Genomic DNA, 15,034 nt, shown 5'->3' with positions numbered 1-15,034 from the left:
AAATATGCGACTCCTTCGGAGTCGAACATTTCTAAACCAACCAATTTAAAGAGAACATGCATAAACCGCTTTACCATTGGTTATATGCTTGAAGTTCATTTAAGCCTGCTATGGACTGTCGACTGTGGACTGTGGACTTTCAGCTATGGACTGTTGACTGTCGTCTGTCGACTTTTTTAGAAGTCATTCTTCTTTTGGTCGTAATCAAAGTCGGTAAACCGGCTGTTTTCCAATTCGTATTTGTCACAATCAATCTCAATGCTCAGTGGTCTTTCCGGTCTTGGGAAAGGTCCTTTGGTATAGCCTAAGGTCTGATCGGCGTAGACTTTGGCCATGTACTTGACCCAAATCGGCCTAGCCGTCTGACTGCCCTGACCACTTACCCAACTTCTGAAGTGGATCGCCCTGTCATCTCCACCAACCCACGCTCCGGACACGAGGTCTTTGCTCATTCCGATGTACCAACCGTCAGAGGCATTTTGGGTAGTACCGGTTTTACCTGCCAACTGATTGCCCTCATCCCGCAGTGTCCAGGATACGCCCTGTGAGGTCCCTCTTGATTCTTCAAAACCTCCACGAAGCATGTATACCATCAGATAAGCGTGTTCTTCGCTCATGGCAGGTTTTTTCTTCGGGGTAAATTGCTGTAACAAGTTTCCGTTTTTGTCCTCGATCCTATCTATGTAGAAAGGAACGATGTGCTCTCCTTTGTTGACAAAAGTGCCCATGGCGCCGACCATTTCATAGACCGACACATCGGAAGTACCCAAGGAAAGGGCGGGGACTTCTTCCAAATCAGAGGTGATCCCCAATCGGTGGGCAGTTTCGACTACCACTTTTGGACCGAGTTTTTTCATCATAAAGGCAGTGATGGAGTTGATGGACTGTGCCATCGCAAGACGGATCGTCATCTTTTCATAAGAGAACTTTCCGTCCGCATTGCTTGGACTCCAGGTAGGCTGTCCCGGTGTATTGATTTCTACCGGTTGGTCGATGACAGTATAGCACGGGCTATAGCCATTTTCGATGGCAGCAGCATAGACGAAGGCCTTGAAAGTCGAGCCCGGTTGTCTTTTACTTTGCTTGACATGGTCAAACTTGAAGTATTTGTGGTTGATACCACCCACCCAAGCTTTGATATGGCCGGTGTGCGGATCCATAGAGACGAAGCCTGTCTGCAGGTGTTTTTTGTAATGACTCATCGAATCCATGGTACTCATGAGGGTATCGATTTCGCCTTTTTCCCATGAGAATATCCTCATCTTCTTTTTCTCATACAACTTGATGTCAATGGAATCAGCGCCGGCACCGTACCTTTTTTCCAAATTTCTGTAAGCATCCGTCCGCTTGACCGCAGTCTCGAGGAAGTCAGGAATGACCTGTCCGTTGCTGTCTATCCAAGGGGCGCGGGTACCCATTTCCTTCACAAATTTCTTTTGCAACTCGCGCATGTGCTCATCGACAGATTCTTCGGCATACTGCTGCATGCGGCTATCAATGGTTGTATAGATCCTCAACCCGTCACCAAACAGGTCATAAGGAGTCCCGTCTGATTTGAGGTTTTCCTTTGTCCACTTGATCAGGTCGGCCTTGATCACTTCTCTGAAGTAGGTTGCCAATCCTTGGTTTTGATTGCCAACCTTGTAATCCAATTCAATCGGAAGTTTGGAAATGGAATCAAATTCAGCCTCTGTGAGGTAATCATACTTTTCCATTTGACCCAACACGGTATTTCTTCTTCTCAAAGAATTATCAGGATTGAAAACAGGACTGTAATAAGAAGGAGCTTTGAATAAACCAGCCAAGGTCGCGGATTCCTGTATATTGAGATCGATAGGTTCCTTGTTAAAAAAAGTTTTGGAAGCAGTTCTAATACCAAATGCATTACTACCAAATTCAGATGTATTGAGGTACAAAGTTAGGATTTCCTCTTTGGTGTAAGACTTCTCCAACTTAGCGGCAACGATCCATTCTTTGGTTTTAATAATTAACATGCGTAGCCCAGGAATACGAGTGAGGATTCCCAATTCAGTGTTTCTGGTTTTGAAAAGGTTTTTTGCAGTTTGCTGACTGAGTGTACTTCCACCACCTGCACCTTGTTGCAGGATAATGGATTTAAATAATACCCTTCCCATACTTAGAAAATCAATACCCGAATGGTCATTAAAACGTATATCTTCCGTAGCAATAAGGGCATTCACCAGGTTTTTTGAGAGCTCATTGTAGGTTACGGGAATCCTATTTTCACGGGCATAACTTCCGAGCAAAACCCCATCTGAGGAATACAATTCTGAGGCGATTTCACTTTGGGGATTTTCGAGTTCTTTGAAATCAGGCAAATCGCCGAAGAGTCCGAGGAAATTTCCGCTTACGGCCCAGACAAACAAAACGAAACCCAAGAGTCCCGCTGCAAAAACCATCCAGATATATTTAATTATTTTTTGGGTCATCTATGTTCAGGTATTTGGTACTGTTTTAAATAAAATGTATGTATTCAATTTTGCCAATAGATTGGTTATCCATTTTAATTCTTGTCTGCAGACTTAAATGCCCGGTGCATCGGTCTTCCGACTTCGGTCTTCCGTCCCGACTGAAGAAGAATATAGGTCAACAGGCAAAGAAGCGTATATCCATCTTTAATAATATGAATTCTTGTAGAAATTTCTGTACTCGTCCAGATTTTTCCTTTTGTTCAGTTCTTGGAAGTTTTCGATCGAAATCAGAAAACAGTTGGCTTTGTCTTCATCAGTCAATGATTCATTCTTGAATCCTTCCATGAATATTTCGCGGTATTCGATTCCTTTTTGGGCCGAGATAAATGGACTGACAATGAAAATCGTATTTTCTCTGCTTAAGTTCATGTTTCCGGTCCGCAGTCTTGATCCTTTGAAGTTTTCATTGTGAAAACCTTCCAAATCTGCGAGGAGGTTTTTGGATTCGCCTGACTTATCCGCGCCTAGTACGATCACAAATATATGGGTTTGGTTAGGATTATTTTTGTAAGGTGATTCAGCTTCTGCTTCCTCTTCTTCAGCCACACCTTCTTCCGCGACGGTTTCTTCTTTCACTTCAGTTTCAGTTTGTTCGGTGGTTTCGGCTTCTGCCACTTCTTCATCTACCTTAAATGCACCGAGCATATTCCTTGCCATTTCTACAAGCCCTTCATCCTCGGTGGTCTGAATATAATTTTCAAGCCTTTCCTGATACCTTGAGACGTCTTCAGTTTTGCCCGTGACCATGATGTCCAAAAGGAGAAGTCGGTCAGTATTGGCTGTCAGCGGATGTGCCTCGAGGGTGGACCTTATCAGGGCTTTTGCTTCACCATACTGATCCTTATGATACAATTCGTAGGCCGTTTTGTAATTTCGGGAAGTTTCGAGGAAAGCGACATTGCCTGAGGCTTGGTCGGGATTATTGACCGACATGGTAAACGGTGAATCCGGAAATTCCCTGTTGAGCCGCTGCGCAAATATATCGGTATTGCCTCCGGTTTCCTTATTGGCAAGGTAAAGGATATAATAAGCCTCGGGTTTTTTAATGGTATTGGGATACTTGGTAATCAGGCTTTCGAGGTTTTCGATGCTGATTGCCGGATTTTTGAGGTCAAAAAACAGAATTTTTCCCAACTCAAAGTAAGACCGTTCCAAATCCAATTTCATTTCTTTGATCTGTTCGGGATTGCTTGGGATTTTTGAAAGCAGCTCTTCAGTGGTAGGGATTCCCGACAATATCGGATTTTCTTCAGTGGCGGTCGTATCAGTAGGGGTGGTGGTCACCTCCTCAGGTCGTGTAGAAGAAGTCTGGAAGTTTTGGCTTGTTCTCCTCCAATTATCCTGCAGTGGCCTGTTGCCCCAATTTCTGTTAAAGTCAATCGACCCTTGCTGTATGGCAAGGGAATTATCAAAATAGAAAGATTCCCCGCTTCCTCCTCTTCCCCCAAAGGCCAACAGGTTGTCAAAAATGCCGGAAGGTTTTTTGTCATCTTTGGCAGCTGCCTCACTCAGCAAGCGCTCTTCTTCCTGTTTGATGAAATTCTCTGCGATCAGGGTTTGGGCTTCCAAACTCAGGTCGGCAAGCAACAGAAGGCTGTCATTTTTCGTGACGATATCATAGTGGAGAACGTAATTGTCCAGGATTTTTTTTCTATCAGAAATATCCCTGTACAACGGATCTGTCGGCCGGAAATTGGCCAAGGCACTGTCAAGATAAAACTTTGCTGCCCTGAAATCATTTTTCTTATCAAAATTGATCATGGCGAGTTTTTCGTAGATATAGCCTTTTTGGATAGGATTTTGGCTTTCTTCCTTGGCTGCCCTGATCAAAAGCTTCTCTGCCGCTTCGATATCTCCCTGCTTAAGTTCAAAGTTTGCCTTTTCGAAGAGGATGACATCTTTCAGGTCTTTGTTTTTGCTGTCTTTATACAATCCGTCAAAGTAGTTTCTTACTTTATCAATGTCCTTGGTCTGATTCAGTTCTGCTACCTGCTGTGCATACAGCTGCGCAAAGAACGCCCTTTCATAAGGAGGATTGCCCTTCACGGATTTCAGGTAATAGTCATAGGCCAAGGCGTCGATTCCTTCCCTTTGGTATAGCTGTCCTAGGATGAAATTGATTCGGGATTTCTCTTTTTTGTCTTTGGTATGGCTGAGGGACTTGTCGAGGGCACCGATTTTGCCATTCAGTTCGCCCCTTTTATGGTAATAATATGCAAGGGTTTTATAGAGCAAAAATTTGTTTTCTGAGCTGATTCCGGATTCTTTGGAAAGGAAGTCAATGACATAAGCGGCATCATCAAAATTATCCAAGTCGGTAAAAAGCCGCATCAGTTGGATCAGGCTTCGGTGGCGGATGTCCTTTTTCTTGCCGTTGACATTGAGGTATTTAAAGGTATTGCTTGCATCGTCAAACTTTGCTTCATAATAATCCGCCATCCCGATCAGGAAATAACTTGGCCCGACCCATTTGGAGATTCTGTGCCAATCCACCGCCTTGGAAGCAAATGACCTGACCTCCCCCAAAAGTTCTTCATTGGAATCAATAAAGGCGCTGTCAATGGTGTAAAATACAGGAAGTACCTGACTGAAATCCTCCCGGTGGTTAGTGGCGATAGCAGTCTCTAATTCCTGGATTTTTTCGTTGGCATAGTAATATGCATTGTATTTTGCTGTTGTATTGTGAAAAAGTCTATTGGTAAAGGTATTCCTCTCCGAAGAACAGGATAGCAGCACCATAGAGCAAAGAAACAAAAGAAGGAAAATGATTCTATTCATGGGTAGGCCAAAGGCTTAGAACGCCCAAATTACTTGAAATGATGTAAATTAATTAACGCTTAAGAATAATATTATATTTTTACGTCAACAACCCAACGGAAGAAATATTGAATATCAGGATAAAAATAAGAAACTGGCTGACGGAAAAATACCTCATTGTGATCAGAAAAAAACACGATTTTTCTGTGGTGGGATCGTTCAATGTGTCATTTTCGCGGGCCATCATTCTTGGGGTTCTTTCTCTTTCGGTGATATTTTTTATTTCTCTGGTGTTGACGAGGACTATTTTGAGGCAGTGGTTTGATCCTGTATATATGGAAACCGAAAACACCGCCAAGATCCTTATGCTGTCTGATATTGTCGATTCATTATCTCTGGCTGTCAGCCAAAAAGATGCCTACCTGGCCAACATCCAAGGAATCATCAGCGGAAATGAAGGCATTGATCCAAATGGCATGACCGAAATGGATCAATCCAATCCCAAACAGGATTCATCGGTCAACACTGTGTTTGAACCGAGCGAGGCGACTTTAAGCATCCTCGATGAGTTTAGTAATTCGAATTTGGAAACTTCCAATCCTATCGGGATATCCACCGGTTCATTTGCAGAGACCTTCTTTTTTACCCCGATCAAAGGTGTATTGACGGCCGTTTTCGCTCCCAAAGAAGACCACTTTGGGGTGGATATTGTTGCAAAAGAAAATGAACCTGTCAAGGCTATTGCCGATGGAACAGTCATTTTGGCTTCCTGGACCTTGGATACCGGATACATCATCAGCATCCAACATTCCAATGAATTGATTTCAATTTATAAACATAATTCGGTAATATTGAAGAAAGTAGGAGACCTCGTCCGTGCCGGCGAGATCATTTCCATCATAGGCAATACCGGAGAACTCACCACCGGGCAGCATCTTCATTTTGAATTATGGTACAAAGGCACACCACTTAATCCTCAGGAATTCATCACTTTTGATTAGCTATGTTCAATAACAAGACAGAAGAAAAAAAATCGCTAGCCGACATGGTCAGTTCTACCAATGTTATTTCCAGAGAAACAAAAATCACGGGAGATATCTCTGCGGCTGGAAATATCCGGATTGAAGGTCAACTCGAAGGGTTGGTGGAATCAAAGACCAAAATCGTGGTGGGTGATTCTGCTTTGATCAAAGGAAACATCACTGCCCCTGAAGCAGAAATCTCCGGAAAAATAGACGGTGAAGTGTTTATCTCAGGTACCCTTTACCTTACAAAGACAGCAATAATCAATGGCAATATCACCACCCAAAAACTAATCGTGGAAAACGGTGCGGTTTTCAATGGCAAATGTCAGATGATGGCCAAAGGAATGGTCGTATCCAAAAACTCAGATGCCGAAGACAAACCCCAAAAACAGTTACAGTCCGTCTGATCCGCCTACCTATCTCAAATATATAGGCCTTTCATTTCAACTTTTTGTCATCATCGGGGCAGGGACGTGGTTTGGATGGTACTTGCAGCAAAAAAGCAGCATGAAATTTCCTGTCTGGATTTTACTTTTTTGCCTGCTTTCGGTTGTGATTTCTTTTTACCACCTGTATGTCAATCTCAAAAACGATGACAAATCCGCGGGAAACCGTAAAAATAATTAGCTTTGCGCGCTCATTCGGATCCCATGAAGGCCATCAAAATTCTAACCATCAAACTGTTCCTGTTTTCCCTGCTGATAGGAGGGATATTTTACCTCCTGCAGGAATATATTAAGCCCGAATGGGTCCATGAAAGTTTGTGGACGATCCTTTCGTTTTTCGTTTTATTGACTTGGCTCACCGGAATGTTTACCCATTATCTGCTAGAAATCAGCAAAGAAAATTCTGTGAATATCTTGTTGGGGGCAATAGGCATTCGGTTTTTGGCAAGTACAGGTTTCGTTGCCATCATGTTGTTCTTAAGAGTTGAGAATTTAATTCTGTTTGTGATCAATTTCTTTATCATTTATTTCTTTTACTTATTGTTTGATATCTACACGCTTCTAGCTAATTTGCGCCCAAATTCAAAGTAGGTACTAAAAAATCATTTGATGGCCCGTAAATTTCTTTGCCTAAGTATTTTATTGTCAATATTTTGGCTAGGTTTTTCAAATTCAGTTCAGGCAGCCGGAGACGGAGAGAGCAAGACTGGATTTATCCTACCGCACGTTATGGACAACTATGAGTGGCATTTTGCTACGGTGGGCCATACACATGTAACCCTTCCTTTACCGGTCATTATTTATTCACCAGATCAGGGTTTGGAGTTCTTTTTATCTTCGGATTTTCAGAACCACGAAACCCACAAATTCGGAAAAGATTATGGTGTCGGCGGATATTTTATAGATGAGAATTACAAGCTTTCTGCGGCTGACCCTTCAAGGACTTTTTATGATTTTTCGATCACCAAGAATGTCACCATGATGTTTATTGTGATTGCAGTATTGCTTTTCTTGATGCTCAATTCAGCAAAATTCTACAGGAAAAATCCCGGGGCAGCACCCAAAGGTATCGCCTCATTTATCGAACCTATTGTCATATTTGTCAGAGACGAAATCGCCCTGCCCAACATCGGTCACAAAAAATACCTGAAGTTCACGCCATACTTATTGACCCTGTTTTTCTTCATTTGGGTCGGCAACATCCTTGGTCTCTTCCCTGAAGCAGCCAATTTTACGGGAAATATCGCACTGACATTTACTCTTGCCATATTTACTTTTATCATTACCAATGTCAATGGAAATAAAGATTATTGGAAGCACGTATTTGCTACTCCGGGAGTACCTGTTCCATTGTTGTTGATCATTGTCCCTGTCGAAATAATCGGTCTGTTCACCAAGCCATTTGCCTTGATGGTCCGATTGTTTGTGGCAATTACAGCAGGTCACATTGTGATCTTGAGTTTCATTGCCTTGATATTTGTATTTGAGTCTTTGGCAGTAGGCGTAGCCAGTACCATAATGGTTGTGTTTATCAATTTTATTGAAATCCTGGTAGCAACCATTCAGGCTTATGTGTTTACTCTGTTTTCAGCCATGTACATTGGCTTGGCAGTGGCAGAACATGACCACCATTAATCAGTAATTACTTTGTTCAATTTATAAATCAAACACGTATGTTAACTTCAATCTTATTAACTGCCGGATTTGCACTGATGGGTGCTGGTATCGGTGCTGGAATTGTTGCGATTGGCGCAGGTCTAGGTATCGGTAGAATCGGTGGCCAAGCTATGGAGGGCATTGCCCGTCAGCCTGAAGCAGCTGGAAAAATCCAGACTGCCATGTTGATCATCGCTGCCCTTATTGAGGTGGTTTCCCTGTTTGCGGTAGTAGTTTGTCTACTTATTGCCTTGGGTGATTACACTTTCTAACAAAAAAAGAATTGGGATTGGCGCTAGGCCAATCCCAACCTTTTTGATTTATTGAACAAGCTCTGTTATTCATATAAAATAAAGCAATATGGGACTTATTACACCTGGACTGGGATTGATATTCTGGTCAGCACTTGGATTTTTGATCGTATTATTTCTCCTCACAAAATATGCATGGAAGCCCATACTTGCGGCATTGGATGAGAGAGAGAAAAGCATAGACGAAGCTCTCAAGTCGGCTGAAATAGCCAGAAATCAAATGGCTAACCTCAAGGCTGAAAATGAGAAAATCATCCATGAAGCCAAAATCGAAAGAGACACGATGCTGCTCAAGGCATCTGAGGCTGCCAAGCAAATGATCGATGAGGCAAAAGAAAAAGCCCATCAGGAAGGTGCTAAGATGATTGAGAATGCAAAGGCTACTATCGAAACAGAAAAATTGGCGGCGATAGAAGATATCAAGGTACAAGTTGGAATACTTTCACTTGCTGTTGCTGAAAAACTGCTGAAGCGAAACTTCTCTGAAGATGCTGCCCAACAAAAGCTTGTTGAAGAATTGGTTAAAGACATTAAGTTAAACTAATATGTCAAATATTAAAGTAGCCTCCCGATACGCCAAAGCCCTTCTTGAACTAGCAATAGAGAAGAATGCGCTAGAGGCTGTAATCGGAGACATGAAAGGATTACTTTCTATAGCAGAACAGAATAGAGAAGTTGGACTGGCAATGAACAGTCCTATTGTCACCTATGACAAAAAGTTCAATATTCTAAAGGGTCTGTTGGGAAAAACTGCCCACCATATCACAATGAGCTTTTTTGACCTGGTTACCAGAAAGAACAGGTCAAATGTATTGATTACCACTGCACAGGAATTTCAGAAGCAGTACAATGAATACAAGGGTATCCAAGTTGCGGAGGTGACTGTTACTCTTCCATTGACCGAGGCCCTGAAAAAAGAAATCATCGAAATTGTAAAAGAGATTTCAGGTCTTCAGAAGGTAGAACTTGTTGAAAAAATCGACAAAAGCCTCATCGGGGGATTTGTTCTCAAAGTAAATGACAAGCTTTGGGATGATTCACTTAGCGGTAAGCTGAGAAAAGCCAGAATGAAATTTGCCCAGAGGTATTTCGTGAAACTATACTAAATCAAAGAAAACATTTTAATAAAAATATAATGGCACAAATAAGACCTGATGAAGTTTCGGCTATTTTGAGAGAGCAACTCTCAAACGCCAAGACTGATACTGAACTTGAAGAAGTGGGAACCGTCCTCCAAGTAGGTGATGGGGTAGCCCGAATTTATGGACTAACCAAAGCTCAGGCCGGTGAATTATTGGAATTTGACAACGGTCTTAAGGCAATGGTCCTCAACCTAGAGGAAGACAATGTCGGTGCTGTACTTTTCGGTGATTCCAAACTTGTCAAAGAAGGTGACAATGTCAAGAGAACCAAAAAAATCGCCTCTATCAAAGTAGGTGATGGGATGTTGGGCCGTGTAGTGGATACTTTGGGCAATCCTATTGATGGCAAAGGTCCATTGACTGGAGAACTTTATGAAATGCCTTTGGAGCGTAAAGCACCGGGTGTTATCTACCGTCAGCCTGTAAACGAACCCCTTCAAACAGGTATAAAGGCTATTGACTCCATGATTCCGATCGGAAGAGGTCAGCGAGAGTTGATCATCGGTGACCGTCAGACAGGTAAGACCGCTGTGGCTATCGATACGATCCTTAACCAAAGAGAATATTACGAAAAAGGAGAGCCGGTATTTTGTATCTATGTGGCAATCGGACAGAAAGCCTCTACAGTAGCGGGTATCGTTTCAGCATTGGAAAAAGGCGGTGCACTTCCTTACTCAGTAGTAGTATCTGCAGCTGCTTCTGATCCTGCTCCGATGCAGTTCTTTGCGCCGTTTACAGGTGCATGTATCGGTGAGTTTATCAGAGATACCGGTCGTCCTGCATTGATTATTTATGATGATTTGTCCAAGCAAGCGGTAGCTTACAGAGAAGTTTCTTTGCTTCTTAGAAGACCTCCGGGACGTGAGGCATATCCGGGTGACGTATTCTACCTTCACTCCAGACTTCTCGAAAGAGCTGCAAAAATCAATAACTCTGATAAGATTGCAAGTCAGATGAATGACCTTCCTGAATCCATCAAGCATTTGGTGAAAGGTGGCGGCTCTTTGACAGCACTTCCGATCATCGAAACCCAAGCAGGTGACGTTTCTGCCTATATCCCTACCAACGTGATCTCCATCACTGACGGTCAGATCTTCTTGGAGTCCAACCTTTTCAACTCCGGTATCCGTCCTGCGATCAACGTAGGTATCTCGGTATCCCGTGTGGGCGGTAACGCACAGATCAAAGCCATGAAGAAAGTAGCGGGTACATTGAAGCTTGACCAAGCTCAGTTCCGTGAATTGGAAGCTTTCTCCAAGTTTGGTTCTGATCTAGATGCGAGTACCAAAAGAACCATCGAAAGAGGAAGAAGAAACCAGGAAATCCTGAAGCAGCCTCAATATGCTCCGGTACCTGTAGAGCTTCAGGTAGCCATCATCTATGTTTCCACCAAAGGTTTCATGGATAGCATTGCTCCGGAAAAAGCAAGACAATTTGAGAAAGAATTCTACAACTTGTTGAAGAGCAGTCATCCTGAGGCTTTGGAACTCATCCTGAAAAATGACATCGATGCAGCAGGAAAAATCCTTGAGCGTGCTGCAAAGGACCTTTCTGCGAAATTCGCAAAACTATAATTGAATCAACAATAAGAACCAAGAGCGCTGCTGCATTCTTGGTTCTTTAAAATTTCTTTTCTGACAAAAGAATAATATGGCCAATCTTAAGGAAGTAAAGCAAAGGATCACCTCGGTAAGCTCCACCCAGCAAATCACCAAAGCCATGAAAATGGTCGCGGCGGCCAAGCTGAGAAGAGCGCAGGACCGGATCATCAAAATGCGTCCATACTCCCAAAAACTGACCTCGATACTCGACGAAGTAGTATCTGCTATGGGCGGCGAACTTGAAATTGCTTACGCAGAGCAAAGACCTGTTCAAAACGTGCTGATAGTATCCATGACATCTGACAAGGGATTGTGCGGTGCCTTTAACTCCAACATCATAAAAGCAACGGTGAGTCTTATTGAGAAAGAGTACAAAGGTAAAAATGTGACCATCCTTCCTTTAGGTAAAAAGGCTTTTGAATTTTTCACAAGGAGAAACTATAAAACCAAAACCGATTTCTACGAAGTATTTACCGATGTCAAATATGACGAGGTAAGGACGATAGCAGAATTTGCAATGAATGGATTTATTTCCAAGCAGTTTGACCAGGTAGTTTTGGTTTACAACCATTTCCGGAATGTCGCAACCCAAGACATCACCGTAGAACAGTTCCTTCCTATGGGTGGAGTGGAGAAGTTGGCTTCAAAGAAAATAACGACTAATACTGATTATATCTTAGAACCTTCCAAAGAATATGTGATCCGCGATTTGGTACCTACAGCTTTGAAAACCCAGTTTTACAAGGCAGTGCTGGACAGCAACGCTTCTGAACATGGTGCAAGGATGACCTCCATGGACAAAGCGACTGAAAACGCCAATGAATTACTCAAAGAATTGAAGTTGATGTATAACAGAAACCGTCAGGCTGCCATCACCAACGAGATCCTTGAAATCGTTGCAGGAGCAAATGCCCTTGAAGGAAGTTAAAAATAGCTAACAATAATACCCTTTTAAAGCCACCTATAGGTGGCTTTTTTTTGTTTAAAGCACATTTTTCGTTTTCAGGGGGATTAAGGAAGCGACCTCTTTTTTATATTGAAGGTACTTGGATCCATAGATTTCTATGAGTTTCTTTTCTTCAAAATAAATCCCAAACGGTAGGTATACAAGCAACATGACCAAATGGAGAATTGAACTCAGCGTAGGTTCAAAAAAGAAAAATCCCAAAAACATCATAACCGTGCCCGAATAAATCGGATGCCGCACATAGGAATGAAGCCCGGTCACCACAAATTCCTCTTTGTCTTCCAAATCATCATGCGGTTGCAAGCCTATAAATCTTTTCTTGCTGAAAGACTTGAATGACCGCACGATGATGATGGTTCCAAAACTCGCCAACATATATCCCAAATAAGTGGTAGTCGGCGTTTTGGCAAGAATATCAGGTTGCGAAAACGTGGTGCTGAAAATCAAAATTCCAAAAATAAATACCGTAGAAAAAACCGTATACAGCAATCGATACCATATGTATTGCCTTCCCATCCATCCTTTGATTTTTCTTTTTATATTCAGGCTTGCAAGTAGAGAATGCAAAAAATAAAATAAAACCCAAAGGATAACCAAAATCAGATACGGCATGACATCAACTTTTTTTACGAATATCCCATTTCTATTGACAAAAAGAAAGGTCTTCCAGACAGGCGACGAAAAATTGCCCAGACCAAAACAATAATCACTGATTTGTCAAAACAAATAAAATTTTAGCGCATATTAATTCTGATTTCATGAAGATAGGCTTAATCAAAGAAGGCAAAATTCCAACTGACAGGAGGGTGCCCTTTACCCCCAAACAACTGTCACATTTATCTGAATTATACAAAGACACCCTTTCCTTTTATGTCGAATCCAGTCCTTTCAGGTGTTTTTCTGATGATGAATATATTCAGGAAGGCATTGAAGTAGTAGGGGATATTTCATTTTGTGATTTGCTGATGGGTGTCAAAGAAGTGCCTGTTTCCCAATTGATTCCCAACAAATCATACATCTTCTTTTCCCATACCATCAAAGAGCAGCCCCATAACAGAAAATTGCTCCAGACAGTTTTGGAAAAAAACATCACCCTGATGGACTATGAAGTCTTAAAAGATGAAAAAGGCAACCGCACTGTCGCATTTGGACATTGGGCAGGGATAGTGGGAGCATACAACGGACTGTGGGCATATGGCAAAAAATCGGGACTTTTTGACTTAAAAAGGGCTATGGACTGCTTTGACAAAGAAGAGCTTGACCAGGAACTTGGCAAAGTTCAATTGCCTCCGATCAAAATAGTAGTGACCGGAACAGGAAGGGTCGGCAAAGGGGTTGTTGAAATTTTGGAGCATGTAGGAATCAGACAGGTGGGACCCAAAGAATTGTTGTTGCAGTATTTTGATGAGCCTGTTTTTACGGTGCTTTCCACCGAGGAATATTATAGGAGAAAAACGGATGGGGGATATGAAAGGCATGAGCTTTATTCCTTCCCTGAAAGGTATGAAAGCCATTTTCTAAAATTTGCGGAAGTCAGTGACATCTTGATGGCAGCCTCCTATTGGGATCCAAGGGCACCTAAATTATTCAAAATGGAAGATATCCGGTCTGAGGAATTCAGTATCTCAGTGATGGCAGACATTACCTGCGACATCAATGGATCTATACCGACTACCCTCAAAACCAGCACCATCCTTCATCCAATCTATGATATCGAAAGGGATAATTTTGAAGTGTTACCGGCATTTGGTAAGCAGACGAGTATCTCTGTCATGGCGATCGATAATCTACCCACAGAACTCCCCAGAAATGCTTCAGAAGATTTCGGAAACCAACTGATTCACCATTTGATTCCGGAATTGTTAAAAGAAGAATCAAAGGTCTTGGACAAAGCCACCATCGCCAAAGAAGGAGACCTGACCATAGAATTTATTTTTTTGAGAGATTATGTAAATACTCCGGAAGATTAACCAAACTGGCATGATCAAAATTGAAAAATATATCGAACAAACTGTCCTCAGAGCCCAAACTGTCGATGCAGACATTGAAAATCTGGTAAAGGAAGCCAAAGAATATGGTTTTGTAGGAGTCTGCGTACCGCCTTTTTGGGTAAAAAAAGCAAAAAGAGAAATTGAAGATGCTGACATCCAACTGGTCTCAGTGGTAGGTTTTCCTTTGGGATATAACCTTACAGAAACCAAAGTTTTTGAAACAGAGCAATTGATCAAACTTGGGGCTGATGAAATCGATGTTGTCTGGTCCCTTACGGCTTTCAAGGCAGGTATGAACTGGCCAAAGCTAGAACTGGCCAAGCTTTCGCAAGTCTGCCATGACCAAGACAGAATCCTAAAAGTGATCTTAGAAACCGCTTACCTCAGCGATTCAGAGATCATTCAGGCATGTGAAATCTGTGCAGATGCAGGGGTTGATTATGTGAAGACCTCCACGGGATTTGCCCCGGAAGGGGCCAAAGAAAGCCATATCAAGCTGATGCGGAAGCATTTACCAAGCAACGTCGGCATCAAAGCAAGTGGGGGCATCAAAACTTTGGAGCAGGCTCTAGGACTGGTGCAGGCCGGCGCTGATAGAATCGGGACGAGCTCTGGTGTGCAGATCGTCAAATCTGCAAAAGAATAA

General features: G+C 42.4%; 15 protein-coding genes. 12 read left to right on the top strand and 3 right to left on the bottom strand.

What is annotated here, in order from left to right; genetic code table 11:
* Positions 1–176 precede the first annotated feature (176 nt).
* Together DQW11_RS08175 and porW are read right to left on the bottom strand one after the other, a co-directional pair.
* Positions 177–2,450 carry a penicillin-binding protein 1A gene (locus DQW11_RS08175; protein WP_113923562.1) on the bottom strand — a complete coding sequence of 758 codons (2,274 nt, stop codon included), beginning with the start codon at positions 2,448–2,450 and terminating at the stop codon, positions 177–179.
* Positions 2,451–2,636: 186 nt separating this feature from the next.
* Positions 2,637–5,270 carry a type IX secretion system periplasmic lipoprotein PorW/SprE gene (gene porW / locus DQW11_RS08170; protein WP_113923561.1) on the bottom strand — a complete coding sequence of 878 codons (2,634 nt, stop codon included), beginning with the start codon at positions 5,268–5,270 and terminating at the stop codon, positions 2,637–2,639.
* Positions 5,271–5,377: 107 nt separating this feature from the next.
* Here porW and DQW11_RS08165 point away from each other — a divergent pair, with 107 nt between their 5' ends.
* The 10 genes from DQW11_RS08165 (at position 5,378) to atpG (ending at position 12,358) form a co-directional block, all read left to right on the top strand.
* Positions 5,378–6,250, top strand: a complete 873-nt coding sequence (locus DQW11_RS08165; RefSeq protein WP_113923560.1) for a M23 family metallopeptidase — start codon at positions 5,378–5,380, stop codon at positions 6,248–6,250.
* A gap of 2 nt (positions 6,251–6,252) precedes the next feature.
* The gene (locus DQW11_RS08160) at positions 6,253–6,681 is read left to right on the top strand and encodes a bactofilin family protein (RefSeq protein ID WP_113923559.1); all 429 of its coding nucleotides are present in this window, start codon (positions 6,253–6,255) and stop codon (positions 6,679–6,681) included.
* A complete protein-coding gene (locus DQW11_RS08155; protein ID WP_113923558.1) occupies positions 6,641–6,901 on the top strand; it encodes an AtpZ/AtpI family protein in 261 nt (86 codons plus the stop codon). The genes DQW11_RS08160 and DQW11_RS08155 overlap by 41 nt, the downstream gene beginning before the upstream one ends.
* Positions 6,902–6,924: 23 nt before the next feature.
* Positions 6,925–7,311 (top strand): hypothetical protein, encoded by a 387-nt coding sequence (locus tag DQW11_RS08150; RefSeq protein ID WP_113923557.1) that lies wholly within the window; start codon positions 6,925–6,927, stop codon positions 7,309–7,311.
* Between the two features lie 18 nt (positions 7,312–7,329).
* Positions 7,330–8,355 (top strand): F0F1 ATP synthase subunit A, encoded by a 1,026-nt coding sequence (gene atpB / locus DQW11_RS08145; RefSeq protein ID WP_113923556.1) that lies wholly within the window; start codon positions 7,330–7,332, stop codon positions 8,353–8,355.
* A gap of 38 nt (positions 8,356–8,393) precedes the next feature.
* Positions 8,394–8,648 (top strand): ATP synthase F0 subunit C, encoded by a 255-nt coding sequence (atpE, locus tag DQW11_RS08140; RefSeq protein ID WP_009032918.1) that lies wholly within the window; start codon positions 8,394–8,396, stop codon positions 8,646–8,648.
* 88 nt (positions 8,649–8,736) lie between these two features.
* A complete protein-coding gene (atpF, locus tag DQW11_RS08135; RefSeq protein WP_113923555.1) occupies positions 8,737–9,231 on the top strand; it encodes a F0F1 ATP synthase subunit B in 495 nt (164 codons plus the stop codon).
* Position 9,232: 1 nt separating this feature from the next.
* Positions 9,233–9,793 (top strand): ATP synthase F1 subunit delta, encoded by a 561-nt coding sequence (gene atpH / locus DQW11_RS08130; RefSeq protein ID WP_113923554.1) that lies wholly within the window; start codon positions 9,233–9,235, stop codon positions 9,791–9,793.
* 29 nt (positions 9,794–9,822) lie between these two features.
* Positions 9,823–11,403, top strand: a complete 1,581-nt coding sequence (gene atpA / locus DQW11_RS08125; protein WP_113923553.1) for a F0F1 ATP synthase subunit alpha — start codon at positions 9,823–9,825, stop codon at positions 11,401–11,403.
* A gap of 76 nt (positions 11,404–11,479) precedes the next feature.
* Positions 11,480–12,358 carry an ATP synthase F1 subunit gamma gene (gene atpG / locus DQW11_RS08120; RefSeq protein WP_113923552.1) on the top strand — a complete coding sequence of 293 codons (879 nt, stop codon included), beginning with the start codon at positions 11,480–11,482 and terminating at the stop codon, positions 12,356–12,358.
* Between the two features lie 54 nt (positions 12,359–12,412).
* Here atpG and DQW11_RS08115 read toward each other — a convergent pair whose 3' ends face one another.
* Positions 12,413–13,009: a methyltransferase family protein gene (locus DQW11_RS08115; RefSeq protein ID WP_113923551.1), complete on the bottom strand. Its 597-nt coding sequence runs from the start codon at positions 13,007–13,009 to the stop codon at positions 12,413–12,415.
* 146 nt (positions 13,010–13,155) lie between these two features.
* On the opposite strand from DQW11_RS08115, the gene DQW11_RS08110 reads away from it, so the two are divergent.
* A complete protein-coding gene (locus tag DQW11_RS08110) occupies positions 13,156–14,367 on the top strand; it encodes an NAD(P)-dependent oxidoreductase (protein WP_113923550.1) in 1,212 nt (403 codons plus the stop codon).
* A gap of 10 nt (positions 14,368–14,377) precedes the next feature.
* Positions 14,378–15,034: a deoxyribose-phosphate aldolase gene (gene deoC / locus DQW11_RS08105; protein WP_113923549.1), complete on the top strand. Its 657-nt coding sequence runs from the start codon at positions 14,378–14,380 to the stop codon at positions 15,032–15,034.

The organism is Cognataquiflexum aquatile (assembly GCF_003316845.1).
GTDB lineage: Bacteria > Bacteroidota > Bacteroidia > Cytophagales > Cyclobacteriaceae > Cognataquiflexum > Cognataquiflexum aquatile.
Note: the sequence above shows the minus strand (reverse complement) of the source record. Positions and strands in the feature narration are given on the sequence as shown.

Excerpts from the sequence above, each read along its gene's own strand:
- DQW11_RS08110 (WP_113923550.1), top strand. The coding sequence starts at position 13,156 with ATGAAGATAGGCTTAATCAAAGAAGGCAAAATTCCAACTGACAGGAGG.
- atpA (WP_113923553.1), top strand. The coding sequence starts at position 9,823 with ATGGCACAAATAAGACCTGATGAAGTTTCGGCTATTTTGAGAGAGCAA.
- deoC (WP_113923549.1), top strand. The coding sequence starts at position 14,378 with ATGATCAAAATTGAAAAATATATCGAACAAACTGTCCTCAGAGCCCAA.
- DQW11_RS08175 (WP_113923562.1), bottom strand. The coding sequence starts at position 2,450 with ATGACCCAAAAAATAATTAAATATATCTGGATGGTTTTTGCAGCGGGA.
- atpF (WP_113923555.1), top strand. The coding sequence starts at position 8,737 with ATGGGACTTATTACACCTGGACTGGGATTGATATTCTGGTCAGCACTT.
- DQW11_RS08150 (WP_113923557.1), top strand. The coding sequence starts at position 6,925 with ATGAAGGCCATCAAAATTCTAACCATCAAACTGTTCCTGTTTTCCCTG.
- atpB (WP_113923556.1), top strand. The coding sequence starts at position 7,330 with ATGGCCCGTAAATTTCTTTGCCTAAGTATTTTATTGTCAATATTTTGG.
- atpG (WP_113923552.1), top strand. The coding sequence starts at position 11,480 with ATGGCCAATCTTAAGGAAGTAAAGCAAAGGATCACCTCGGTAAGCTCC.
- DQW11_RS08155 (WP_113923558.1), top strand. The coding sequence starts at position 6,641 with ATGCCGAAGACAAACCCCAAAAACAGTTACAGTCCGTCTGATCCGCCT.
- atpE (WP_009032918.1), top strand. The coding sequence starts at position 8,394 with ATGTTAACTTCAATCTTATTAACTGCCGGATTTGCACTGATGGGTGCT.
- DQW11_RS08115 (WP_113923551.1), bottom strand. The coding sequence starts at position 13,009 with ATGCCGTATCTGATTTTGGTTATCCTTTGGGTTTTATTTTATTTTTTG.
- atpH (WP_113923554.1), top strand. The coding sequence starts at position 9,233 with ATGTCAAATATTAAAGTAGCCTCCCGATACGCCAAAGCCCTTCTTGAA.
- porW (WP_113923561.1), bottom strand. The coding sequence starts at position 5,270 with ATGAATAGAATCATTTTCCTTCTTTTGTTTCTTTGCTCTATGGTGCTG.
- DQW11_RS08160 (WP_113923559.1), top strand. The coding sequence starts at position 6,253 with ATGTTCAATAACAAGACAGAAGAAAAAAAATCGCTAGCCGACATGGTC.